Annotated in this window: 14 protein-coding genes; 4 read left to right on the top strand and 10 right to left on the bottom strand. The window is 37.4% G+C overall.

Features of this window, described 5'->3' with window-relative positions; all coding sequences use genetic code 11:
- Positions 1-4: 4 nt before the first annotated feature.
- Entirely contained in the window at positions 5-205 is a 201-nt protein-coding gene (locus ACNFU2_RS13505; RefSeq protein WP_418122025.1) for a hypothetical protein, read from the bottom strand.
- Between the two features lie 369 nt (positions 206-574).
- On the opposite strand from ACNFU2_RS13505, the gene ACNFU2_RS13500 reads away from it, so the two are divergent.
- Together ACNFU2_RS13500 and ACNFU2_RS13495 are read left to right on the top strand one after the other, a co-directional pair.
- Positions 575-1384 (top strand): hypothetical protein, encoded by an 810-nt coding sequence (locus ACNFU2_RS13500; protein WP_273650191.1) that lies wholly within the window; start codon positions 575-577, stop codon positions 1382-1384.
- Positions 1385-1460: 76 nt separating this feature from the next.
- The gene (locus ACNFU2_RS13495) at positions 1461-3254 is read left to right on the top strand and encodes a metallophosphoesterase (RefSeq protein WP_418122022.1); all 1794 of its coding nucleotides are present in this window, start codon (positions 1461-1463) and stop codon (positions 3252-3254) included.
- A 127-nt stretch (positions 3255-3381) separates the two neighbouring features.
- Here the strand turns inward: ACNFU2_RS13495 and ACNFU2_RS13490 are convergent, their stop codons facing one another.
- Positions 3382-4449 carry a phosphatidylinositol-specific phospholipase C1-like protein gene (locus ACNFU2_RS13490; RefSeq protein WP_418122020.1) on the bottom strand — a complete coding sequence of 356 codons (1068 nt, stop codon included), beginning with the start codon at positions 4447-4449 and terminating at the stop codon, positions 3382-3384.
- Positions 4450-4775: 326 nt separating this feature from the next.
- Here ACNFU2_RS13490 and ACNFU2_RS13485 point away from each other — a divergent pair, with 326 nt between their 5' ends.
- Both ACNFU2_RS13485 and ACNFU2_RS13480 read left to right on the top strand, forming a co-directional pair.
- Positions 4776-7820, top strand: coding sequence for a SusC/RagA family TonB-linked outer membrane protein (locus ACNFU2_RS13485; protein WP_418122018.1), 3045 nt, complete (start codon positions 4776-4778; stop codon positions 7818-7820).
- Positions 7821-7837: 17 nt separating this feature from the next.
- Positions 7838-9604 (top strand): RagB/SusD family nutrient uptake outer membrane protein, encoded by a 1767-nt coding sequence (locus tag ACNFU2_RS13480; RefSeq protein WP_418122016.1) that lies wholly within the window; start codon positions 7838-7840, stop codon positions 9602-9604.
- A gap of 68 nt (positions 9605-9672) precedes the next feature.
- Here the strand turns inward: ACNFU2_RS13480 and msrA are convergent, their stop codons facing one another.
- From msrA to secA, 8 genes are all read right to left on the bottom strand, one after another.
- Positions 9673-10227, bottom strand: a complete 555-nt coding sequence (msrA, locus tag ACNFU2_RS13475) for a peptide-methionine (S)-S-oxide reductase MsrA (protein ID WP_172281489.1) — start codon at positions 10225-10227, stop codon at positions 9673-9675.
- 235 nt (positions 10228-10462) lie between these two features.
- Positions 10463-11431, bottom strand: a complete 969-nt coding sequence (locus tag ACNFU2_RS13470) for an ROK family protein (protein ID WP_172281487.1) — start codon at positions 11429-11431, stop codon at positions 10463-10465.
- 87 nt (positions 11432-11518) lie between these two features.
- Entirely contained in the window at positions 11519-12730 is a 1212-nt protein-coding gene (locus ACNFU2_RS13465; RefSeq protein WP_306613117.1) for a PepSY-associated TM helix domain-containing protein, read from the bottom strand.
- A gap of 51 nt (positions 12731-12781) precedes the next feature.
- Entirely contained in the window at positions 12782-14899 is a 2118-nt protein-coding gene (locus ACNFU2_RS13460) for a TonB-dependent receptor (protein ID WP_306613115.1), read from the bottom strand.
- Positions 14899-16101, bottom strand: coding sequence for a PepSY-associated TM helix domain-containing protein (locus tag ACNFU2_RS13455; protein WP_418122012.1), 1203 nt, complete (start codon positions 16099-16101; stop codon positions 14899-14901). The genes ACNFU2_RS13460 and ACNFU2_RS13455 overlap by 1 nt, the downstream gene beginning before the upstream one ends.
- 44 nt (positions 16102-16145) lie before the next feature.
- Positions 16146-18356, bottom strand: coding sequence for a TonB-dependent siderophore receptor (locus ACNFU2_RS13450; protein ID WP_306613111.1), 2211 nt, complete (start codon positions 18354-18356; stop codon positions 16146-16148).
- A gap of 335 nt (positions 18357-18691) precedes the next feature.
- A complete protein-coding gene (locus tag ACNFU2_RS13445) occupies positions 18692-20887 on the bottom strand; it encodes a TonB-dependent siderophore receptor (RefSeq protein ID WP_273650181.1) in 2196 nt (731 codons plus the stop codon).
- Positions 20888-21125: 238 nt separating this feature from the next.
- Positions 21126-24197: a preprotein translocase subunit SecA gene (gene secA, locus ACNFU2_RS13440; protein ID WP_172281475.1), complete on the bottom strand. Its 3072-nt coding sequence runs from the start codon at positions 24195-24197 to the stop codon at positions 21126-21128.
- Between the last annotated feature and the right edge of the window lie 14 nt (positions 24198-24211).

The following is a 24211-nucleotide window of genomic DNA, read 5'->3' as shown; positions in this document are numbered from 1 at the left end:
ATTATTAAGGGTTTGTAAATGGTGGTGGTGTCTGACCTGTATCGCCTGTGGTACCTCCTCCTGGGCCTCCCGGATCTAATCCTTCTGCCGGACTACTACTTGTTTGTATTGTAATTTGCGTTCCATTATTATGTGGAAATGTTGCTGTATTTGCGTTATTATTTGGGAATGCTAAGCCTAATAGCATTAATATAAACTCGATCATTTTGTCAAAAAATTTAATGTTAAAGCATTCGTGTTCTTCCCTGCGAAACAGATCGCAGATAGTTTTACACGGTTAAAAAATTTGAAGCGCTTCTTAAATTTTTTGGGAAGTAGAACCTTCAAAAACGGAAGAGAAACATCTGCTTCCCAACCCGGAGTTTTCTTCCGTTTTATCTGGTGATTTAGAAATCAGTTTTGTAAATTTGTTATTGTAACGTTTTGTCTGTCATTGATTTCTGGAGCAAATATCCAACAATGGAGAAAGTGTGTGTTAGAAAGTTTTTGGAAAGTTCTTGGAAACTTTTGTACGGGAAACCGTAATGATTTTATTGATAAACCCTTTAATTTTCCGAATAAAAACTATTGCTATATGTCAAAATTTTTATCCCAGAAAAAAAAGCTACTGGAAGATGTATTTGAAAAGGCATCAAATGAGACAACTGAGAAATCTCCTAGTGGGATTCTAAAATCACTAGAAAGAAGTTTGTTAGATGATTTTAAAGTCAACCTGAGCTATAAAACCTTTGAGACTTATTATAAAACTATTGTTGAAAGTGAGAAAGATTATAATATTAAGCCTGTAATCCTTGATGATTTAAGCAATTATTTAGGATATGATAATTTCAAAAATTATTGTTTAGACTGGAAAACAATAGAATACACAATTAATCAAACGGTCTCTAGAATCGTAATTAATATTATTAATAAGCCAATTCTTGCAATGCCAGATTTTATTAAGAAAAATGGGCTTGGGCTTGTAGAAATGGCGTTTGTTATTTTTTTGGTTACAGGAGGGGTTATTTTTTCAAATAATAAGAAATACGATGATGGAATGAGACATTCTTTAGGGATTATGTCTGGAGGTAAGCTTGATGTGGAAAAGAATTATATGTATTGGGATGGAGATAGATATATTGCCACAGATAGCAGTGATCTTGGTCCTCAATTGAAAGTGGTTGCAATGAATCCACATGATTTTAGATATTTTAAGCGGATTAATAGACCTGATACACTTAATGTTGATAATAGCTTAGGTAAAGTATGGTATGATAAAAGTAAAAATCATGTAGAATTTTTTACAAGTTATGGGAAACATCCTAAAAATGAAAAAGCTTTAAAAGATGTTTCTGAAGGAATATTAGAGAATTATGCAGGTCAAAATGCTAAATTGGAAGAATGAATTTTTTTCACAATTATTTAAAATTCCCTTAAATCAATTCCAAAAATAATCTTCTAATTTTCGGGTTATTTTTACCATGCTAAAAAAAGGAATTTTCTTCACTTTACTTACTGCTTTTACTTGCTTATCTGCCCAACAAAAGCCTATCAAAATTGCTTTTCTTTCAGATGTTCATTTTCAGGATTTGTATGGGAGTTTTTCGGATCATGATTTTAAAGGAATTGTTAATCCCAAAACAGGAAAAGCAACCATTTTGAGGACAATGGATGCTCAATTGCATTCCACACGAGTTTTTAATGAAAATTATTTTGCTTTCCTGAAAGCGCTGGATGATATTGCTACGAAAGGAATTAAGATTGTTGCCATGCCCGGTGATTTTTCGGATGACGGGCAAGCGTACAATATACGCGGGTTGCAACGGATTCTGAGGACGTATCATGAAAAGTATGGGATTAATTTTTACATAACAACGGGAAATCATGATCCTGTCGGTCCATTTTATCAGGATGGAGGGAAAGATGATTTTTTAGGAAGCGATGGAAATGCATTGGGGGTTTACAGTAATAAAACCCTGTCAAAAAATAAACGGAATATTATTACGAAGGACATTGCGGAATCGGGGTATCTCGAGATTTTGAATGAACTTAAAGATTTCGGTTTTTACCCGCAAAAAGGGAATCTGTATTGGAGTACTCCTTTTGACAGCTATTCTTATTCCGGCTACTCTTATGATCATGCAATGAAATGTGCCAATTACCCGAACAGGATGTATGAAGTCTACAAAGGATTTTCAGTCCCTGACTTAAGCTATGTGGTAGAACCTGTAAACGGGGTTTGGATGATGGCTATTGATGGCAACACTTATATTCCCAAGAACCTCAATAAGGGCTCGGATGATCCCGGAAATTATAACGGAGCGAGTATAGGATATAATAATGTTCTGACGCATAAAAAGCATTTGATCCAATGGGTAAAGAAGATAGCAGAAGAAGCTGAAAGAAATGGCAAAACTCTGATTGCTTTTACCCATTACCCGATGATCGATTTTAATGACGGGGCCACAGATGAGATCAAAAATCTTTTAGGAGAGAAGAAATGGCAGCTGGAAAGGGTTCCAGAAGAAGAAGTAGCCAAAGACTTTGCAGATGCCGGGTTGCAGATTCATTTTGCAGGACATATGCATATCAATGATACGGGGATACGGAAAATAGGGGATAAGATGTTGGTGAATATACAGGTTCCTTCTCTTGCAGCCTATTTACCAGGTTATAAAGTACTTACTATTCATTCACAGGATGTAATGGAAGTAAGGACAGAAGTTTTACATGAAGTTCCCCGTTTTGATGAGTTGTTTCCTTTATACGAAAAGGAATACAAAGCATTGCAAAAAATTCCGGGGAAGCTCCTGTGGAATAAAGAAATCCTGAAAACAAAATCCTACCATGATTTCATGTTATTTCATCTTAGGGAATTGGTTCGCCTTCGGATGATCCCGGATGACTGGCCAAAGGATTTTATTGAAAAAGGGAAATCCTTATCAGGGAAAGAGTTGCTTTTGCTTTCTGAGGGTTCAAAATATACATTGCCAAAAAATATCAATATAAATTCGTTCAAAAAATGGAATCTTGAAGATCTGTTGTTCGACCTGTATAAATTCCAGTCTGCTGATGAACTTGCACAAGAGGATATTTCGAAGGAAAGGGGGATGCAATATCAGGTTCTGATAAAATCTTTTGAGCAAAATCAATCGAAGGATCCTTTTATATTAAAGCTAAAATCTGTCTTCAGGATCTTATCCCTGCTTTCAAACGGAGATCCGGCTGACCATTTTGAAATTGATTTGAAAAAGCAATCAGTAAAAAAACTGTAGAGGAATCTTATGTTGAATGGCTGAATCCTGCTCTCAAACCTTCGTTATTAAAAGATCTTTTAAAATAAAAAGAAAGCAACCTTATGCTAAGACTGCTTTTCTTTGATATGAATGTGAACGTGTGTAATTATTGTCCGTTTACCGGATTTTTTCTTTCATAAGTATTGTTTTCAAAACTTACCTTATAATCTGATTTAAAAAGCCTGCTGGGTAAGTAATAATCTGTTGAAATTATTTGTGCCCCGCTTGCTTTGGCTTTTTCAAACCTTGAATAATCCCCGGCTCTCGCTTCCATAGTATCTGCATCTGCCCTGGTGCGTATAATGTATCCTTTTAGTACGAGTTCCCGGATTTCAGGACCGGGATCATTCCTGAACAATACTGCAGCTTCCGGGGTTCCGGGTACTGAATTAGTGAATATCATCCTTCCCGATAAAGAAGCGTGTCCCTTGATATAGAGATCTCTGTTTTCTCCGTTGTTATCCAGCACAAAAAGAAACTTTCCTTTGGCATTTTTTACGGTCGGCCAGTTCTTGTGAAGGACTGCTTCGTTCAATGTGGTATAGGATCCGCGAATATCATCCGGGGTGATGATCTTGTTTTTACCGAGGTAGTTTTTTAGCTCGTTATCAAGGTCATCGAATAATTGGCTTGTAAAGTGCTCCGGTTCGGTTCCGAATGTGTTGGCTCCACCATCTTTAGGTTCCAGGGTAATGAATATAGGGTCGTGATCAGGGTGTGCGTCGGACCATTTTTTAAGATCTCTTAAACACTCTTCAAGTGTAAAATACCAGGTCTGGTAATCAATATCCGTAATATGGATCATTTTGTATCCCGGCTTTTTCATTTTCCCTTCCGGATCAAAAGGTTGTTTTGTTTTGACAAGATCTAAAATTTTCGGGTGGGCATATTTTCCGCCTTTGCTGTCTGCATACACATCAAGTTCGAGGTTCCGTAATCCTAAATCCAGCTGTTCCGGGATCGCGATATGCTCGTATTGAATTTTAGGCAGGGAATGTAATGAATCTTTTTTTGCCAGAAAATCATAAACCTCAGGAAGGATTGCTTTCTTATAGCTGTTATGGGAGCCGATCACCTGGATTTCATTCATCTTTACATCATCCAGATTCTGTCCCTGTGCCCATAGCAAAAAATAGGGCGATAAGGATAATAGAAAAACGGCAGCCTTTTTCATAATAACTCAAATTTTGTCATGGCGAAATTAGCGACTCTTGTCCTTAGATAATTTATATATTATGTTAATAAATTTTTAAGATTATGTAAATAAGGTAAAAGATACTGTTTGTAAAACTCTGAAAGTTAAAACGATATTATTTTCTCATTTTGGGATATTTATATTTTGTTGATCTTAAGATAATATTATGTTAAAATAGTTTTTGGGGAAATGAATTTACTTTGTATGCCGAAAATAAGCTGTGAAAAGAGTTAAAAAAAACCACTGTTGCGGGAACAACAGCGGCTTTTTACTAAGCAAATGTTTATTACAATTTACTTAATGATATGTACCACAAAATTAATTTTTTTAAATTTAAAAAGCTAATTCCAATAGCGTTAATCTTTCTGGTGGCCAATCAGGCCAATGCAGAGGGTTTTACGACCATTAGCCCTGTTTACTCGCAGGTAAATGAGACGATTTCCGGAGTTGTTCTGGATCAGGAGGGATCACCGGTTGAGGGGGCAAAAATTATGGTTGCAGAAACGGGAGCTACAGCCATCTCAGATGCTTCAGGAAATTTTAGTATTTCTGCTACTATCGGACAAACATTATCAATCTCTTATGATGGATATGAAGTTCAGAAGATAAAGATCGACGGAACTTCTGTTTCTGTACGGTTAAAATCCAAAAAAGCAGCAACTTCTATCGAAGAGGTAACTTTAGTAGGTTATGGATCCCAGAAAAAATCTGATTTAACAGGAGCTGTCAGCCAGTTGAAGGCTGAAAACTTCAAAGAAGGAATGAACATTTCTGTGGATAACCTGATGCAGGGAAAGATTGCCGGTGTTCGTATAGTTCAGTCAAGCGGTGAACCGGGGGCCGGAGTGAACGTATCTATTCGTGGGATCGGTTCAATAAGGAGTGGTAGTACTCCTTTATTTGTTGTAGATGGTGTTCCTTTAAGTAATGATGCGGTGAGTGCAACAAGCCCGAATGTAGGTTTAGGAAATGCACAGGCAAAAAATCCGTTAAACTTTCTGAATACCAGTGATATCGAATCAATCACCGTCTTAAAAGATGCTTCGGCTGCTGCCATTTATGGAGCCCGGGGATCGAACGGAGTTGTTTTGGTCACCACGAAAAGAGGAAAGAGAGGGGAACCTATGTTTACCTATGATACCTATCTTGGTTTTTCTTCTGTTATTAAGAAGCTGGATCTGCTAACGGCAGATCAGTACAGAGCTGCCGGAGTTGATAAGCTTTATGATCACGGAGGAAATACGGATTGGCAGGATGAGATCTATAGAAACGCGGTGTCTCAGAATCACTCGGTATCATTTTCAAAAGCTACGGAAACAGGAAATTATTTTGCTTCCATTTCTCACATGGATCAGGACGGTATTGTTCTCAACAGTGGTTTTAAAAGAACAACTGCCCGTCTGAATGCAGAAGAGTCTTTTTTTGACAATAAAAGGCTAAAGGTTAAAGTAAACCTTACGGCAAGTGACATCAGGGAAACAGGAATCCCGAATGGAGGTAATGCAGGATCGGATGGTCAAGTCATTATTCATGCCCTGATGGCGAACCCAACCCGTTCTGTTTATGATCAAAACGGGAACTTCACTAATTTTAATATGAACGCTCATTATAATCCATTATATCTGTTAAGTGTTTATAATGACAAGACCAATACCTTCAGGGTTTTGGGAAATACAGAGGCAACTTTAAGGATCTTGCCGGGATTGAATTATAAATTCAATTTAGGGATCGATAAAACAATGTCGGAGAGAAACACCACTATGTATCCGAATATTACCGACAGAACTCCCAAAGGAATGTATGTTCAGGCCAATCTTGATTCTTATAATATTCTGTTGGAACATTACTTAACCTATGATCTTAGTTTAAATAAGCATAATTTCAGTTTGCTGGGAGGTTTTTCATATCAGAAATTCAAATCTACAGGAACTTATTTCGGAGTAAAGGATATTGCTGCTCAGGGAGCGGGAATTGCACCGGAAATTAATCCGGGATATTCAGGAACGGCATTTATTCCCGGAGCGGGATATGCGCAGGAAAATGAATTGCAGTCCTATTTCGGAAGGGTAAATTATAATTTTGATAAAAAGTATTTACTAACAGCTTCATTACGAGCAGACGGTTCCACTCGTTTTGGTAAAAATAATAAATACGGATATTTCCCTTCATTTGCGGTGGGGTGGACGGTTTCCAATGAAAATTTCTTAAAGGACTCTCAGACCATCAATGAATTAAAATTAAGAGGAAGCTGGGGACAAACCGGTAACCAGGAAGTCCCGAACAAAATTACACAAGCGAGTTCTTCATTAACACAAGCTGCGGGATATTATCTGTATGATAACTTAAATCTGATCAACGGAGTGGCCATCAACAGAACGGTAAATCCTGACCTGAAATGGGAAGTTGTGGAGCAAACCAATATTGGGACAGATTTTAGTTTATGGAAAAATAAATTGTACGGATCATTGGAATATTATCATAAGACGACGAAAGATCCTATTTTAAATATTCCTTCAAGACCTTTGAGCCCAACAAGCACTGTTTGGAAGAATGTTGATGCGCAGATTGTCAATAAAGGTTTTGAATTCAGCTTAGGTTCAGAGATCATCAAAAATGAAAATTTTACATGGAACCTTGATGTGAACGGAGCAACAGTGAACAATGTTGTAAAAAATCTTCCGGTATCAGCGATTTACTCCGGTGAAGTTTCGGGACCGGGGCTTTCCGGGGTAACGGCGAATATTTACAAAAACGGGTATGAGGCGGGTTCTTTCTATATGTTGAATTATCTCGGTGTTGATGCCAACGGAAAATATATCTATGAAGATATTAACGGAGACGGAAGAATCGATCAGAATGACAGAAAAATTTTCGAAGGAGCTATACCCAATTTTACCTTCGGGATCAATTCTTATATGAAATACAAGCGATTTGATTTTGCATTCTCTTTCATCGGACAAACCGGAGGCTATCTCGTTAATAATACGGCGCTTGACCTGAATATCAATAACCTAGCCTCAGACAGGAATGTTTTGAAAAATTTCTACGATTCGGGAGCAAGTTTCACCAATCAGCCCCAACTGTCCTCTTTGTATCTTGAAAAATCCGATTTCCTTCGTTTGAACAACGTAAGGCTAGGATATACTTTCGACATGGGACAACTGAAATTTTTAAAGAGCATTAATCTCTACGTAAGCGCACAAAATTTATTTACCATCACCAGTTATTCGGGATATGATCCTCTTGTTGATACGAACAAACAAGTAGGAGGGAACCAGTCTCTGGGAATCGACTATACAACATATCCGTCTGCCAAAACATTCATTTTGGGGGCAACTGTTAAATTTTAATTTGAGTTAAAGAAATCATGAGATCTAATTTTTTAAATATTAATAAAATTATTTTATCCATTGCTGCATTGGCCTTAATGGGATGTACAAATCTGGATGAAAAAGTAATCGATGAGGTTCTTGGTTCTGAAGTTGCAGATCCAGAGGCTGCTTTGGCTGCTGCTTACAGCCAGCTTGGCGAAGGAACTTTTGTGGACCATGGAAGTGTTTTTGCTTTGCAGGAATATTCTACGGATGAAGCCATTCTTCCTACGAGAGGAAGTGACTGGGGAGACGGAGGAAAGTGGAGAGCTATGCACGAATTTACTTGGGATGCCAACAGTGACGTGGTTAAAACGACATGGAACCAGCTGAACTTCGGGATTACCAAATCTTTAACGGCAATATCGAGCGCTAACAAAAGTACAGGAGCCAATAAAGCATTATTTTTAGCAGAAGCAAAAGGATTATTGGCATATTATACTTATACAACCATCGATTTATTTGGACAAGCTCCTTACAGGGATCCGGATAATATCAATGCCCCGATTGTGATCAGAAAGGCAGATACTACAATTGATGCTTTAATCACTGAAGTAGCAGGGCTTATTCCCAATTTAGCAGATATTAAAACTCAGAATACCCATGCAGGAAGGTTTACAAAGCAAGCCGCCTATGCACTTTTGGCAGATATGTACCTGAACAGGGCAGTTTTAAAAAACAAAACGGCAGGTACTTTCAATTTTACGGAACAGGCTGTAAGTGGGGGAGGAAATGATATGGATAAAGTGATTGAATATTGTAACTTGTTGATTAATAATCCCAACTTTAGCTTAGAGTCTAATTATTTTCACAATTTTGATATCAATAACGATACGAGCAAGGAGATGATCTTTACTATTGTTCAGAAAAAAATAGCCAGTTCAGACAAGGGTTCGGATAACGATTTAGCGTATATGTCAATGGAAAGGAGCCAGAAGCCTTCACCGGATAACAGAGGAACAAATGCATCATGTGTCACTCCTGAATTCTATTACTCATGGAACGGGAATCATGATGACCCCCGTTTTCAAAGAACCTATCAATATGAAGACGGAACATGGTTCAGAAATGACGGAACTGATGTGAGCGTGCCTTCAACAAGTAAAGTGGAAGGAACAGGAAAACCCTGGTTTCATTTTAACAGAGGACTGCAGGTGGGTCAGCAATATGGGCCTAAAATTCTTCAAAATGGAAATTTCGATATGACCGCAGATGGAAGAATTAAAGTATTTAAGTTGTTTACAGAAAAAAACACAACGCTTGCTGCAGATTTCACGCCTGAACTAAATTTTGATAACCCTTCTGAGGCAGTATTTACGCAGGCGCAGATCAACAGAGGAGTAAGAAATTTCAAATTTGAATTTGATCCGGGCTATGGAAACAACGGAACAAGCGGAATGGACGTCCCATTATACAGATTGGGAACAATCTATATGATGCGTGCAGAAGCCTATTTCAGAAATGGAAATATAGCAGCAGCGTTAGCCGATGTTAATAAATTAAGAACCAGCAGGACCCGTGAATCTTTATACAATAATGCTCCGGGAGTTGCGATTGCTTCTCTTGACGCAAATACTTTATTTAAAGAGTCCGGCTATGAACTGTATTGGGAGATGTACAGAAGAAAAGCGATGATAAGATTTGGGAAATTCGATCTTCCAGGAACGGCTAAGTCAGCGTCCCAACCTTACAGAAGAATTTTCCCGATTCCTCAGGCAACACTTGATGCATCAAATGATTTTACACAGAATCCGGGCTACTAGTTTTTCTCATATAAATGATTATTTTCTGCAAAGAAAAGCGAAGAGATTATTCTCTTCGCTTTATTTTTTTATTCAGCATTCAACATGTTCAGTTCTCCGAAATGTTTTTTGAATTTTTGAATTTTAGGGCCTACCACAGCACTGCAATAAGGTTGTGTAGGATTTTCATTATAATACCCCTGGTGGTATTGCTCAGCAGGCCAGAACTTATCGAATTTCGTTAATTCGGTAACATATTCTCCGGACCATCTCCCTGATGCTTCAGATACCCTGATGGCTTCTTCTGCTTTTTGCTTTTCCGCATCATCTTTATAGTAAATAACAGAACGGTATTGTGTTCCGATGTCATTTCCCTGCCTGTTAAGCTGTGTAGGATCATGAAGGAAAAAGAATACATCCATCAATTGTTCGTATGAAATGATCTTAGGATCATAAGTGATCTGTACTACTTCTGCATGACCTGTATTTCCTGTACATACTTCTTCGTAGGTCGGATTCTCTTTATGTCCTCCTGAATAGCCTGAAATTGCAGATTTTACACCCTTTAGCATGTTGAAACAGCTTTCTACACACCAGAAGCATCCACCGCCGAAAGTAATCTGTTCTAAATTATTGTTATCCATTGTAGGTTGATTGTTTGAATTACCGGTTTCTTTATCTATCCTATACTATAAAGGATATCAAAAAGCTAATCAAAAATATGAAAAACTTTTTCATTTTTTACGGGAACTGTCATGAGAATTTGTACATATTGCTCGTGATTTGCAGCGAGCCGAAAATCAAATATTCCGGATAATATAGGACAAAATAAAAAGCACCCTTAAAGGATGCTTGATTATATCTTTAAATAGCGTCAGATTATTTTTCCCAAACCAAGGCACTTGCCCCCAAAATAGCAGCATCCGCTTCATCAAGTTCGCTGAAAACCAATTTAACTTTATTTCTGAAAATCGAAAGAAGGTTTCTTTCCATATGAAGTTTTGCAGGTTTCAGGATAAAATCTCCGGCTTTAATAACTCCACCAAATAAAAGAATCGCCTCAGGAGATGAGAACATAACAAAATTAGCCAATGCCTCCCCTAATTTCTGTCCCGTGTATCTGAATACTTCGATAGCAATAGGATCTCCTTTTAATGCACATTCATGAACCGTTTTAGAATTGATCGCCTCTTCAGGATACTGGTTCAACAGGGATTCAGGAAATTCAGCCCTCATTTTTTTAGCCGTGATTGCAATTCCTGTAGCGGAGGCATACGCCTCAAGACTTCCTTCAGAACCAGTACTCCAATGCTTTCTTCCTCCCGGTTTCACAATGGTATGTCCGAGTTCACCGGCAAAACCATCATGTCCGTAGATCAGCTTTCCACTGGCCACGATACCGCTTCCTACGCCTGTTCCTAAAGTGATCATGATAAAATCTTTCATTCCTCTTGCTGCTCCGAAAAGCATTTCACCATAAGCTGCAGCATTAGCATCATTGGTAATGGTACAAGGTAGATTGAATTTGGCTGTCATTAATTCAGCAAAAGGAACAACTCCCTTCCAGGGAAGATTGGGAGCCTGCTCTATGGTTCCGGTGTAATAGTTCCCATTAGGAGCACCTACACCAATGCCATCGAAATTTTTTTCATTGCCGTACTTTTCAATCAGAGGGTGAACCTTTTCATGCAGGGCTTCGATAAAATCTTCAACCTTTTCATATTCATCCGTTCTCAGGTGCCCTTTTTCAAGGACCTCTCCTCTGTGGTTTACCACTCCAAACTTTGTATTGGTGCCACCAATATCAATTCCTATGGCAACATGTTTTGATAAATCTATTAATGACATTTTCTATTCTAATAATTCTAAAGGGTTAAAATTATAAAAAAGATTGTATTAATGGATTATTAACGAAGAATTTATTAAAAAAAGTTTTCAGGCCGTTTTGGGTGTTTTCTTTTTTCTTCTTCCCCACCATACCAGGAAGCCAGTCACTGGTAATGAGGCACATATGAGACTTACAACAAAGGCAATGATTTTTGTAGGAAGCCCCAATATGGATCCGACGTGGATATCATAATTTGCTCCCACTACTTTTTCTCCGAAATTTTTGTCTTTAGGATCGTGAGTGTGAAGAAGTTCACCTGAGTTTTCATCAAAAATTAAGCTGCTGCTTTTATGATAAGAATAGGATAGGTGCTTTACGTATACTTCAAAATTAGGATGCTCGTGATCATCCATATGTTCGTGACCGAGATCTATAGAAAAACCAAAGGAATCCGGATATTTCTCTTTAACAGTATTGCTTATTTTATCGAGTGTGGTTTCTGTTCTCTGCTCAATCGGGGCCTTTGTTTTGATATGGGAAAAATCAGGATAAACAGTACTTCCTCCTGAAAAGATCACATAGATTGCTGCCTGAACAAAAAAGAAGGCATAAAATAAACCTGTAATAGAGAATATTAAAGCGAAAACGGAGGCGTAAAAACCTAATACATTGTGAAGATCATAATTCTTTCTCTTCCAGCTTTTGATATTTTTCCATTTGAAAGAAAAACGTTGTTTCCTCGCCGCTTTATTTTTAGGCCACCACAGTACGATCCCTGTAATCAGCATGATGACGAATATAATAACGGGAATCCCAACAAGGTATTTTCCCCAGTCCTGTTTCAGTAAAAAGCTCCAGTGGATCATTTTTACGATCTGGAAGAATCCGTTTTTTTCGTCATACGTTCTTAAAACTTTTCCGGTGTAAGGATTTACGTAGGCCGCTTTATAGACAGGATATTCGTCAAAGTAATTCCAGGCATCGGTGTTGTGTTCGTACCAATAGAAAATGTATGACATCTTCTTATCAACAGGAATGTTAACCCAGTGAACCGGATATTTCTCTTTTACCTGTTCAGTAACTGATTTTTCCAGCACCCTGATCGGCAGGATCTGTTTTTGATCTATATTTTGCTCGTTATGATAGATAACATCTTTTCGGGTAACGTTTTCAATCTCATCCTTAAAAACATATAATGCTCCGGTGATGGAAATAATGAAAATTAAAAAACCGATTCCCAGCCCAAACCACAAATGCAGTTTAGCAGACCACTTTTTAAAAAATCCGGGCTTTTTTTTATGGTGATGTTTCTTCTTCATATCGTAACAGAAAGTCGTGCAAAGATAACACTTAACTTTTATTTAGATTAATTAAAATTTATATTCGATCATGAAAGTTCCTCTCATTCCTAAAGAATTGATGAAGTCACTATCTCTTGCAGACCACCATGCGATAGAAGGTTGGTAGAGTTTATTGAAAAGGTTTTCTATTCCTAAAGAAACTTTCCAGTTATTATTGACTTCATAGCTGGACTTAAAATTGAAAACAGTGTAATCCGGAACCCGACCTTCACCGTAAGCATATAATCCTGTTTTTGTATTAGGCTCGAACCTGTCCTGTTTAAAGGCGTGAAGCATATCAAGTCCTAAAGATAATGCCTTCACAGGCCTTACCTGAACATAAGCCAGGACCTTCGGAGCAGAAATTCTGCTGTTGTTGATTTTTGCAGAATAATCCCCGTCATTTTTTATAGAAGTAATGCCTTCCATCCAGCTGTAGCTTCCACCGAAATTAATCCATCGGGTAGGCGTGAAATGTAAAAATCCTTCTACTCCATATACCACTTCGGGAGACCTTTGAATGGTTAAAGCACGGTCCGGGCTCTGAACAAATGAAGCTCCTAATTTTGAAGTACTTACATAAGATGTAATTTCGTAATTGATCCATTTGGAAATCTGACCTGTGGCTCCCAATTCATAATTGTTAACAATAATAGGTTTGGTTTCGAGGTTTTGTATAGTTCCTTCCGTAGATGTCCTGAGGATCCTGCCCAGTTCATTAATGGAATAGGCTTGTGAAAAGCTTCCGAATAAATTGATATAATCTTCAATATTATAACGCACCCCAATGTTCCCTACAAAGGCGTTGTACTTTAAGTCTCCGCCGGTAACAAAAATACTTTTTGTGAATGTGCCGTCGTTTTTAATGGATGAGAGAGTATTGAAATCACCTACCTTAACTTTTATATTCTCATAACGGACACCTCCTTTAATGGTAAGCTTTTTTAAGAGATCTATTTTAATAAGTGCAAAAGGAGCAATGTTGGTCATGTCCATGTCCGGAGTCCAGTAACGGCCATCTTCAAGCTTCTGTACGGTTTGATCATTAAGTATATCGACTCCGTAAATAACTTCTGCCTGGGAGTTTTTCGTATTCCACAATTGAGTATCAAGATTAATACGGGCACCTTTTTTCTTGGAAATAACATTGGATTGCCCACCGTTCAGGAATGTATCACTGTATCCGTACACTGTTCTGAAGTCCTGATAATAAAGGTTTACATTCAATGATGTCCCATCAAACAGGTTTTTATTATCGTAGCTTAATTTATAGTTATGGTTTCTTGGTGTCCCCTGTGGAGTAGTTTCAAGATTTTTCCCCCTTCCTTCACCGATTGTTGGAGTAACTCCGTATTTTCCGGTTTTTAATCCTAAATCCAGATCTGATTTCGAAGCATATCCTAAATATGAAGCCTCAATTCTTTGATTAGGGGTAAGGTTATATCCCAGTTTCAGCATTCCGTTGTAATTGTCCATTTTTGCCGTACTGTAGGTAGGGCTGAGGTTTACACCGTCAGCATCCTTCAGGTATCCCGTTCTTTCGTAGGCCAATGAGGCCACATAATCAAATTTGTCCGTGATCTTTCCGGATAAAAGCTGGCTTGCCCTGAATCCTAACGTCCCACCATAAGGCTGACCTGTAAGTCCGATCTGTGATAGACCTGAAATCTTTTGATCCGCTCTGCTTCTTTTGGTAATATAATTAATGATACCTCCGTCTGCTCCGTTTCCATATATGGACGAAGCACCTTTAATAACCTCGATCCTTTCAATAACCGACGGATCAATAGATCTTATATCCCTTGCTCCGTTTCTAAGTGGAGTGGACTGGGGAACCCCGTCAATAAGTACCAATACCTGGCGGCCCCGGAGGGTTTGTCCTGAATTGGAAGTTTGTCCCGAACTTGGTCCCAAACTCGGAACAGTATATTGAAGGATACTGGTAATATCCGAATTAACCGTCAATTGAGATTGTACCTGCTTTTCCCCGACAATGGTAATAGAGCTAGGAACTTCCTTGATATTTTCTTTTTTTCTTGAAGCCGTAAGTACAACTTCTTCAACATTCCTGGTTTGTAGTGTATCTTTAACTTGTGCAAAAGCAGTCACTGTTCCCAGACATGCTACTGATAAAAAAGCTTTTTTCATTATATTTTTTTCCCTTGTTTCTTTCTTTTTCCCCACCATACCAGAAATCCGGTGACAGGTAATGATGTGCAGATAAGCCCTGCAATAAACCAAATGATCTTTCCCGCCAGGCCGAAATAAGAACCTGTATGGATGTCATAGTTGGCATTGGAATATTTCTCTGCAGCAGATAAATTCTGATGAGGTCGGTTTGCCAATAGTTTTCCGGAGTACTTATCGAATATCAGAACATTTCTTTCGCTGTACCTTCCGTCCTGCTGATAAATGGTTACAGGAATGTTCTTCAGTTCTTTTCCTTTTTTATTCTTTCCGTTCAGAGGAATTCTGAAACTTGAAGAAGACGCATATATTTTTCTCGTTTCATTGGCTGCCAGATCAAAAACTCTATTGTTTTTTGCCAGTAGCGAATCCGGAGACGTGGGTTGCTTTTCTTTTGGAAGTTCAAATGATCCGGATAAAGTGAAATTGAAGGCATTTTTAACGTAGGGGTAGGTAAAGTAAATACCGGTAATCGCCATAAGTAAAGCAATAAACGAGGAATAAAACCCCAGAACATTGTGGAGGTCATAGTTTTTCCGTTTCCAGGTTTTTACATTTTTCCAGTTAAACCAGAAGCGCCCTTTTCTTGCTTTTTTATTTTGAGGCCACCATAATACAATTCCTGTGATCAGCATTACAATAAAAAGAACCACCGGAATTCCCACCACATATTTTCCCCAATCCGATTTCAGAAGAAGACTCCAGTGAATATATTTTAAAATGGTAAAGACATCATATTTTTCATCATAAACAGCCAGGATTTCACCGGTATATTGGTTAACAAAAACCTGCTTATTGATCAATACTTCCTGAAAATAATTCCATCCCTTTTTCCCTTTTTTATAGTATAAAAATCCATAAGATTTTCCTTTATCAATTGGGATCTCAACAGAACTCAAAGGATATTTTTCATTAAGTTCCAATGTTACTTTTTCACGGAGAAGACCAATTGGTAAAGGTTGTTCCCGGATGGTTTCTCTTTTGAGTTCTATAGCATCTTTTCGGATTATATTCTGGATTTCATCCTTAAACACATATAAGGTTCCGGAAAGGGAAACAATGAATACGATCAAACCCACAGATAAGCCGAACCACAAATGCAGCTGGGCAGACCACTTTTTTGTAGCGGATGGTTTCTTCTTATGATGATGTTTTTTACGCATAGAAAAAAGTTAACCGGAAAAAAACCGATTAACTTTTATTTATTTTAAAATTTATACCCTATTGAAAGTCTGAAATTTCTCGGAGCATCTGCCTGATAATAGTAATAATTTGCATATGGTGAACCAGAATAAAGGTATCTGTTAAATACATTGAATACATTTAGACCTACTCTGAACTTCGTGTTTTCCCAAGAAGCCCCAGCATCAAATTTTACATAATCTCCCATCTGTAAGGTGTTTGAACTTCCCCAATTCCAGCTGCTTCTTCCCGCAAGATAAGTACCCCCAAAGCTTAGCCCGAAGCCTTCCAGGATACCATCTGTAAATGTATAATTTAGCCATCCGTTAGCTGTGTGTTTTGCAAACCCCGGTACTTTATCTCCTTTATTTGCTTTGGCCGTGGTTTCTGTAAATTTATTTTCAGTGAATGCATAGTTGAAAATAGCATTGAATCCTCTTACAATCTCTCCTTTAAGGTCAAATTCAACTCCCTGTACTCTCGTCTTTCCAAGAAGGATGGAATATCTTCCATTTGGATTGTCGGTTTGATCAGGATCTCCTGTGATTTCATTATTTTTATTGATATTGTATAATGATAAAGTAGTGTTCCATTTTCCTGCAAACCAATCTTTTTTTACTCCTACTTCCATATTGCTTCCTGTTAGAGGAGTAGCTGTTGTACCATCTCTGAATAATCCGGCTTGGGGAACAAAAGTTTGATCATATAAAGCATATGCAGACATGCCTTCATTAATAGAATAACTCAATCCAATACGAGGGGTAATTCTATTAGCTTCAGACTTTGTTCCGTAATTGATTTCTTTTACAGTAGTATAACGGGCAGCAAGAGTTAATCTTAAAGCATCATTAAAAAAACCTAATTCATCCTGTAAATACAAACCAGTATAATTTTGATCTATAGTACTTCCTGCACCTGCTCTGGTTGAAAGGGGCCTACTTTTATCAAATGGTTTATAATTCTCGGTATTATTGGGTCCGGAATATGTATTTATTCCATTGATATCATAATTACCAGTATTGGTATTGTACCAATAATTGTGATCAGCGACTGAATTTTTATCAGGATCAAAATCTCCGTTAGCATTGTACTTATCCAGATTATATCCCTGAGACCAGTCTGCTATATATTTTTTACTTCCTAAGTCAAGACCTGCTAAAATTTTGTGAGAAACAGATCCTGTTTTAACGTAACCGTTTAAAAACACCTGTCCGAATTTCATTGTGTTATCAGCTTCCCAATAGTTTACACGACGGATCATGTATCCATTTTCGAAATTACTTGGCCAAATGTCACTACCCATAGTATATTCGTTTACATAAGTTAGCTGAGAAGTTAATTTCCAGTTATTATTGAACTTATGCTGTAAGTTAATATTTACGGTATTGTTATCTACTTTTGTAGGGTCAATGCTTGGATCAGTCACGGTATATCCAACTGGCTTCGCTCTATAACCTTCAAAAGAGAAAACATAAGCGGAACCAACTTCAGACATTTTAGCCTTCTGATAAATATATTCTGCTGTTAATGTAGTTTTATCAGAAAGATTAACTTTTAATGAGGGATTAATAATGTACCTGTCATTAAATTCATAGTCTCTGAAACTGTTCTTATTCTGAGCCATTAAATTCAATCGGAACGCTACTTTATCGGTAATTTTCGTATCAATATCGGTCTCTCCTCTGTACATATTAAAGCTTCCAAGTGTTACTCTGGCACTCCCGTTCAATGATTGTCCGGTAGGCTTTTTGGTAACGATATTATAAATACCGCTTGGTTCACCATTTGACATCAGGAAACCGGAAGGGCCTTTGATGAACTCAATATGATCTACAAAGCTCATGTCCTCACTCAAAGGTCCCCAGTTTGAAGTGACATTTACCCCATTCATAAAGGCAGCTGCTCTTGAACCCCTCATGTTAACTCTGGTATACATATCTCCCCAGTGTTCTAACCTTTGTGCTCCGGCAACATTTCGTAATACACCATCGCTTAATGTGGTTACCTGCTGATCTTCTAAAGCCCTGTTCGTAATAATAGAAATGTTTTGAGGAATTTTGATAAGCGCTTCATCTAAACGCATTGAAGAAGAACCTTCTTTTTCTACATATTTTTTATAGTACTTACCGCTTACTACAACCTCTTCAATATCGTTTGATTTAATCGTATCTTTTTTTTCCTGAGCAAATACCATCACAGTTGATAATAAAGCAGCTCCTATTATTACTCTTTTCATTGTTTATAAGATCCTTATGTGTGTTGAATTATTTTGTTAAAATTTATAAGTCAGACGATTGATGATAACACCGTTGTTCTTTTTGAACATACCGGCTTGATATTTCAGCGCCTTGATTGATTATGATCTAACTGTAGATTATAATTTGTTAACTAAAAATTTTTGCAAATATATTGTTTTTAATTATTCTAAATAAATTAGAGTATTGATATTTATCATAAAAATGTTATTTGAAGAATAATAAAAGCCATTTCATACTAAATGAAATGGCTTTTATTGTAATGCTAATTATAATTTAAATAGAAGAATTTGCTTCTTTTGAGGTAAAAGTGATATTAAAATTTATAAGTAATACTTCCCAGAATATTTGCTATAGGCTGGGCGTTTGCAGTCGTATATCCATTCCAGTAATGCTCATTTGTAAAATTGTCTACCTTAACTCCTATTCTGAATTTCTTTGTATCGTAAAATGCATTGGCATTTAATACCAGATATTTCGGAAGTATAAATGTTCCCATAGTAGTAGAGTTTACGATTTTATTATCACTCGCGTAATTACCTCCTACACCAAAGCCCAGTCCTTTTAAACCTCCATCTAAGAACTGATAGCTTGCATTAAAATTAACCAACCATGGAGATGATGCCGTTGACGGCCTTCTTCCTATAACCGTATTGTCTGCTTCAGTGTATTTCATATCATTGTAGCTTACTCCGGCGATTACAGAGAAACCTTTGATCAGGTAAGCATTGGCTTCTAATTCGACACCCTGACTTGTTAATGATCCGGCCTGGTTTTGTACAGCCTGCCCGGTTCCTGTCATTTCACCTGTATTAAGAAGGGTGTTCTTTACTTTGATATTATAATAACTTAAAGTAGTAGTAACTCTTCCTTTTATAAGATTCGTTTTGATTCCTCCTTCAAATTGATTGGCTCTTTCAGGAGTAGCTAGGTTGATGTTTCCTGCTTTATCTGAGGTATAATAACCATTACTTGAAAAACTATTTTGATAGTTTCCAAAAACGGAGAACTTGTCCGGAAGTATCTGATAGACAACTCCGAATTTTGGAGACCATGCTCCCTGATTGTAGGAAGAAGCAATGTTTGGTCCTATAATACCACCTTTATAAGCAACACTTTCATATCTTAATGAAGTTAAGATGTTTAACCCGGGCAATGGAGTAATTACATTAGAAATATAGCCGCTGTAGATATCTTTTTTACCGGCACTTTTATAGGTATTGTTTTTTTCAAAATCTTGCGTACTTTGAAGGTTTGCATATATTTCGCTCAGTGTTTGACCATTCATGTTGGAATAATTTCCTCCAAATGGGACCCAATCAAAATTTGTGAACATAAAGAATTGGTTATCATTTATCCTCATATAATCAAAACCGGCTACGGTTCTGTTTCTTACGCTTCCGATTTTAAAATCAGCATTGAAATTCTGCTGAAGTTGGAAATATGTTCTTTTACTGTCTTTGGTAGACTGATCGGCTCTAGTAATTCCTATTTCTGAACCATTATTGGGGTTGGGAGCAAAGTAGAAATAAGGATTGAACCCGTCAGAATAAGAATAGGAAGTACTTACATTGGTAGAGGATTTGATAAAATCATTGATCTTATAATTTACCTGCCCGAAAAAATTTCTGGCTTTTGCTGTTGTTTTAAGATCGTTCCCTGTGTATGTTTGCTTGTAATCATATCCTAGCTTTTCCATTTTATCCATGCTGTCAGCTCCCAGTTGTGAACTTGGAAAATAAAAAAAGAAAGCGGTTTCAGGATACGCATTAGTCTCAAACATTTCCAATTCTGCATTGATCTCTAGTTTGTCTGTAGGGCGATAGGTAAGGGAAGGAGTAAATGCATAAAAGGAGTTTTTTGCATTTGGTCTTTGAAAAGTTCCCTGATTGGTATAAGCTGTATTTAATCTGAATAGCAGTTTTTTATCGTTGGTAAGTGGTGTATTTACATCGGCTTGTACCCGGTAGTAGTTATAACTTCCGCCAGCCAGAGAAACTGCTCCTGCAAATTCTTCAAAAGGCTTTTTTGTAATTCTGTTTACTACTCCCCCATATGAAGTTACATTACTCCCGAAGAGGGTAGCAGAAGGTCCTTTTAATACCTCTATTCTTTCTACATTAATAGCATCCATAGATGTGGTGATCGGAGCGACCATTCCATTTCTGATAGAGTTTCCGGCTACAAAGCCCCTTAAGTTAAGATAGATTCCGCCATCACCGGCTCTGTTGGTAGCACTCCACATTTTTTGGGCACCTGCGACATTTCTGAATGCATCATCCACGGTAAATAATAATTGATTTTCCAGAACACCTTTATCAATTGAAGAATATACCTGTGGATCTTCTATAGCTTTTAACGGCATTTTATTAGAATAGTCACTGTCTTTTTTGATATAAGTACTAATGATGACTTCATCAATACTTTTGGTTTTGGTATCTGCCGTGTCTTTTTTTTGTGCAAAAGTTAACATTGAGCCCAGCATTGAAACACCAATCAGTACATTTTTCATGAAAGCAATTTTTTTTGCAAATATATTGTTTTTAATTATTCTAAATAAATCATAATATTGATATTTATCACGTAAATCTTATTTAGAAGATAATAAAAAAGCCTTTTTAACTTTTTAGTTCGGATGGGACGATGTTTTTCCCAGATAGTAGCTTTTAATTGTATGAATTATTTATTTTGAGCAAAAAAAACCGCAACAAGTTTACTTGTTGCGGTTTTTCGTATGTATTAATTATTTCTTATGCTGGGATTTCTCCTTTGTACAAGAAAGAAATAATTTCTTTATTCATTTTGTCTACCATTTCACTGAACAGGTGGAAAGATTCTTGTTTATAAATTACAAGCGGATCTTTTTGTTCATAAACAGCTCCTTGTGAAGATCTTCTTAAGTCATCCATTTCACGTAAGTGAAGTTTCCAGTTTTCATCGATGATTGATAACGTAATATTTTTCTCGAAATCGTTGATCAGCGTATCACACTGGCTTTCAAAAGCATCTTTAAGATCCGTAACAATTGTAAGCGTCTTATGTCCATCTGAGAAAGGAACCTGAATCATTTTGAACATTGAACCCTGATTTTGGTATACATTTTCAATGATAGGGAATGATTTCTCCTTCAACAGATTCAACTTCATCTGATAATCTTCCTGTGCTGCTTTGAAAAGGATATTCGTAAGATCCTGAACAGATTTGTTACCGAAATCACTTTCAGAAACAGGAGAACCCATTGTGAAATGTTTGATGACTTCAAATTCAAAATCTTTGAAACTGCCATTAGCTTTACCTTTGGCTGCAATAGAATTGGCAACGTCAAAGATCATATTGGTAATGTCATACTTCAGGTGATCTCCGAATAATGCGTTCTTTCTTCTTTTATAGATTACGTCACGCTGCTTATTCATTACATCATCATACTCAAGAAGTCTCTTTCTGATTCCGAAGTTATTTTCCTCTACTTTTTTCTGAGCTCTTTCAATAGACTTGCTGATCATAGAATGCTGAATCACTTCTCCTTCTTTATGACCCATTCTGTCCATCATCTTGGCAATTCTTTCAGATCCGAACAAACGCATCAGATTATCTTCAAGAGATACATAGAACTGGGAGCTACCAGGGTCACCCTGACGTCCTGCTCTACCTCTTAGCTGTCTGTCAACACGTCTTGAATCGTGTCTTTCGGTACCGATAATTGCTAAACCTCCTGCTTCTTTTACTTCTTTGGAAAGTTTAATATCCGTACCACGACCTGCCATGTTGGTTGCAATGGTTACCACTCCCGGCTGTCCTGCTCCAGCTACAATTTCCGCTTCCTTCTTGTGAAGTTTTGCGTTCAATACCTGGTGTGGGATCTTTCTTAGCTGAAGTGCTTTGGAAAGTAATTGAGATATTTCAACAGAAGTTGTACCAACCAGAACAGGTCTTCCTGCTGCTGTTAGGCTTTCCACTTCTTCAATAACTGCGTTGTATTTTTCTCTGTTGGTTTTATATACCAGATCCTGTCTGTCATGTCTTAAGATAGGACGGTTGGTAGGGATAACCACAACATCTAATTTGTAGATTTCCCAAAGCTCACCCGCTTCCGTTTCTGCTGTACCGGTCATCCCCGCAAGCTTATTGTACATACGGAAATAGTTCTGAAGCGTTATCGTCGCAAAAGTTTGGGTAGCAGCCTCAATTTTTACATTTTCTTTCGCTTCGATTGCCTGGTGAAGACCATCTGAATAACGACGTCCTTCCATGATACGTCCTGTTTGCTCATCAACGATTTTAACTTCACCATCAATTACTACATATTCATCATCTTTTTCGAACAATGTGTATGCTTTTAATAATTGGCTCATCGTGTGAACACGCTCGGATTTTTCAGCGAAATCAGAGAATAATTTTTCTTTAGCCTCAAATTCTTCTTCTTTAGATAAATTTTTAGCCTCCAGTTCTGCAATTTCAGTTCCGATATCAGGAAGAACAAAGAAGTTAGGATCTGAGTTTCCTTGTGACATATACTCTACCCCTTTATCTGTAAGATCTACCTGATTGTTTTTTTCTTCAATTACAAAATACAGATCTTTATCTACGATCGGCATATCACGGTTGTTATCCTGCATGTATTGCCCCTCAACTTTTTGAAGCAACGCCCGGTTACCGCTTTCCGATAAAAATTTAATCAATTGTCTGTTTTTCGGAAGACCTCTGTAGGCCTGAAGCAATTTAAAACCTCCTTCTTTCGTATTTCCTGCAGCAATTAATTTTTTTGCTTCATTGAAAATTGTTGAAACAGTTTTTTTCTGTACCTCTACAATTCTGTCGATAGAAGGTTTTAATACATCAAATTCCTGTCTGTCTCCCTGAGGTACAGGACCTGAAATAATCAAAGGTGTTCTTGCGTCATCTACCAATACGGAATCTACCTCATCCACGATGGCAAAGTTCAATTCTCTTTGTACCAGTTCTGAAGGTGAAGTCACCATGTTATCTCTCAGGTAATCAAAACCGAATTCGTTATTGGTTCCGTAAGTGATATCCGAGTTATAGGCTTTTCTTCTTCCGTCTGAATTCGGCTGGTGGTTATCGATACAGTCGATGGACATTCCATGGAACTGATAAAGAGGTCCCATCCATGCGGAGTCCCTTTTAGCAAGGTAGTCGTTTACGGTAACTACGTGAACTCCTCTTTCCGGAAGAGCATTTAAATAAATAGGTAATGTTCCTACCAGGGTTTTACCTTCACCGGTTGCCATTTCGGCAATTTTACCGCTGTGAAGAATAACCCCTCCGATAAACTGAACATCATAATGGACCATATCCCAAACTACAGGAGTTCCGGCTGCATCCCAAGAGTTTTTCCAAACGGCTGTATCTCCCTGAATTTCTACGAAATCTTTAGTTGCTGCAAGTTCTCTGTCTGTCGCAGTTGCTGTTACGCGGATCTCTCCGTTCTCTGCCCATCTTCTTGCTGTCTCTTTTATCAATGCAAAAGCTTCAGGAAGAATCTGGCTAAGAACTTTTTCTTCAATTTCGTATGATTCTTTTTTAAGAGATTCAATTTTTGAGAAAAGAGCTTCTTTTTCATCAACATTCGTTGAGTTTTTTATCTGCTCTTTTATTTGTTCTATTTGCGCTGTAATGGTACTTGTTGCTGATTTGATCTTATCTTTAAACTCAGCAGTTTTTTCTCTTAAACCATCATCACTCAATTGCTGAATGGTAGGTTCAACAGCTTTGATTTTTGTTACAACTTTTTTTACTTCTTTTAGGTCCTGCGCTTTCTTGTCTCCCAAAAACCCCTTAAGAACTTTATTTAAAAAACTCATAAAATTTTGATTTA

The organism is Chryseobacterium sp. PTM-20240506 (assembly GCF_048296755.1).
Lineage (GTDB): Bacteria > Bacteroidota > Bacteroidia > Flavobacteriales > Weeksellaceae > Chryseobacterium > Chryseobacterium proteolyticum.
The sequence above is the reverse complement of the archived record's forward strand: the minus strand, read 5'-3'. Positions and strand labels throughout refer to the sequence as shown.

Excerpts from the sequence above, each read along its gene's own strand:
- ACNFU2_RS13490 (WP_418122020.1), bottom strand. The coding sequence starts at position 4,449 with ATGAAAAAGGCTGCCGTTTTTCTATTATCCTTATCGCCCTATTTTTTG.
- ACNFU2_RS13450 (WP_306613111.1), bottom strand. The coding sequence starts at position 18,356 with ATGAAAAGAGTAATAATAGGAGCTGCTTTATTATCAACTGTGATGGTA.
- ACNFU2_RS13470 (WP_172281487.1), bottom strand. The coding sequence starts at position 11,431 with ATGTCATTAATAGATTTATCAAAACATGTTGCCATAGGAATTGATATT.
- ACNFU2_RS13500 (WP_273650191.1), top strand. The coding sequence starts at position 575 with ATGTCAAAATTTTTATCCCAGAAAAAAAAGCTACTGGAAGATGTATTT.
- ACNFU2_RS13495 (WP_418122022.1), top strand. The coding sequence starts at position 1,461 with ATGCTAAAAAAAGGAATTTTCTTCACTTTACTTACTGCTTTTACTTGC.
- ACNFU2_RS13445 (WP_273650181.1), bottom strand. The coding sequence starts at position 20,887 with ATGAAAAATGTACTGATTGGTGTTTCAATGCTGGGCTCAATGTTAACT.
- msrA (WP_172281489.1), bottom strand. The coding sequence starts at position 10,227 with ATGGATAACAATAATTTAGAACAGATTACTTTCGGCGGTGGATGCTTC.
- ACNFU2_RS13460 (WP_306613115.1), bottom strand. The coding sequence starts at position 14,899 with ATGAAAAAAGCTTTTTTATCAGTAGCATGTCTGGGAACAGTGACTGCT.
- ACNFU2_RS13455 (WP_418122012.1), bottom strand. The coding sequence starts at position 16,101 with ATGCGTAAAAAACATCATCATAAGAAGAAACCATCCGCTACAAAAAAG.
- ACNFU2_RS13465 (WP_306613117.1), bottom strand. The coding sequence starts at position 12,730 with ATGAAGAAGAAACATCACCATAAAAAAAAGCCCGGATTTTTTAAAAAG.
- ACNFU2_RS13480 (WP_418122016.1), top strand. The coding sequence starts at position 7,838 with ATGAGATCTAATTTTTTAAATATTAATAAAATTATTTTATCCATTGCT.
- secA (WP_172281475.1), bottom strand. The coding sequence starts at position 24,197 with ATGAGTTTTTTAAATAAAGTTCTTAAGGGGTTTTTGGGAGACAAGAAA.
- ACNFU2_RS13485 (WP_418122018.1), top strand. The coding sequence starts at position 4,776 with ATGTACCACAAAATTAATTTTTTTAAATTTAAAAAGCTAATTCCAATA.
- ACNFU2_RS13505 (WP_418122025.1), bottom strand. The coding sequence starts at position 205 with ATGATCGAGTTTATATTAATGCTATTAGGCTTAGCATTCCCAAATAAT.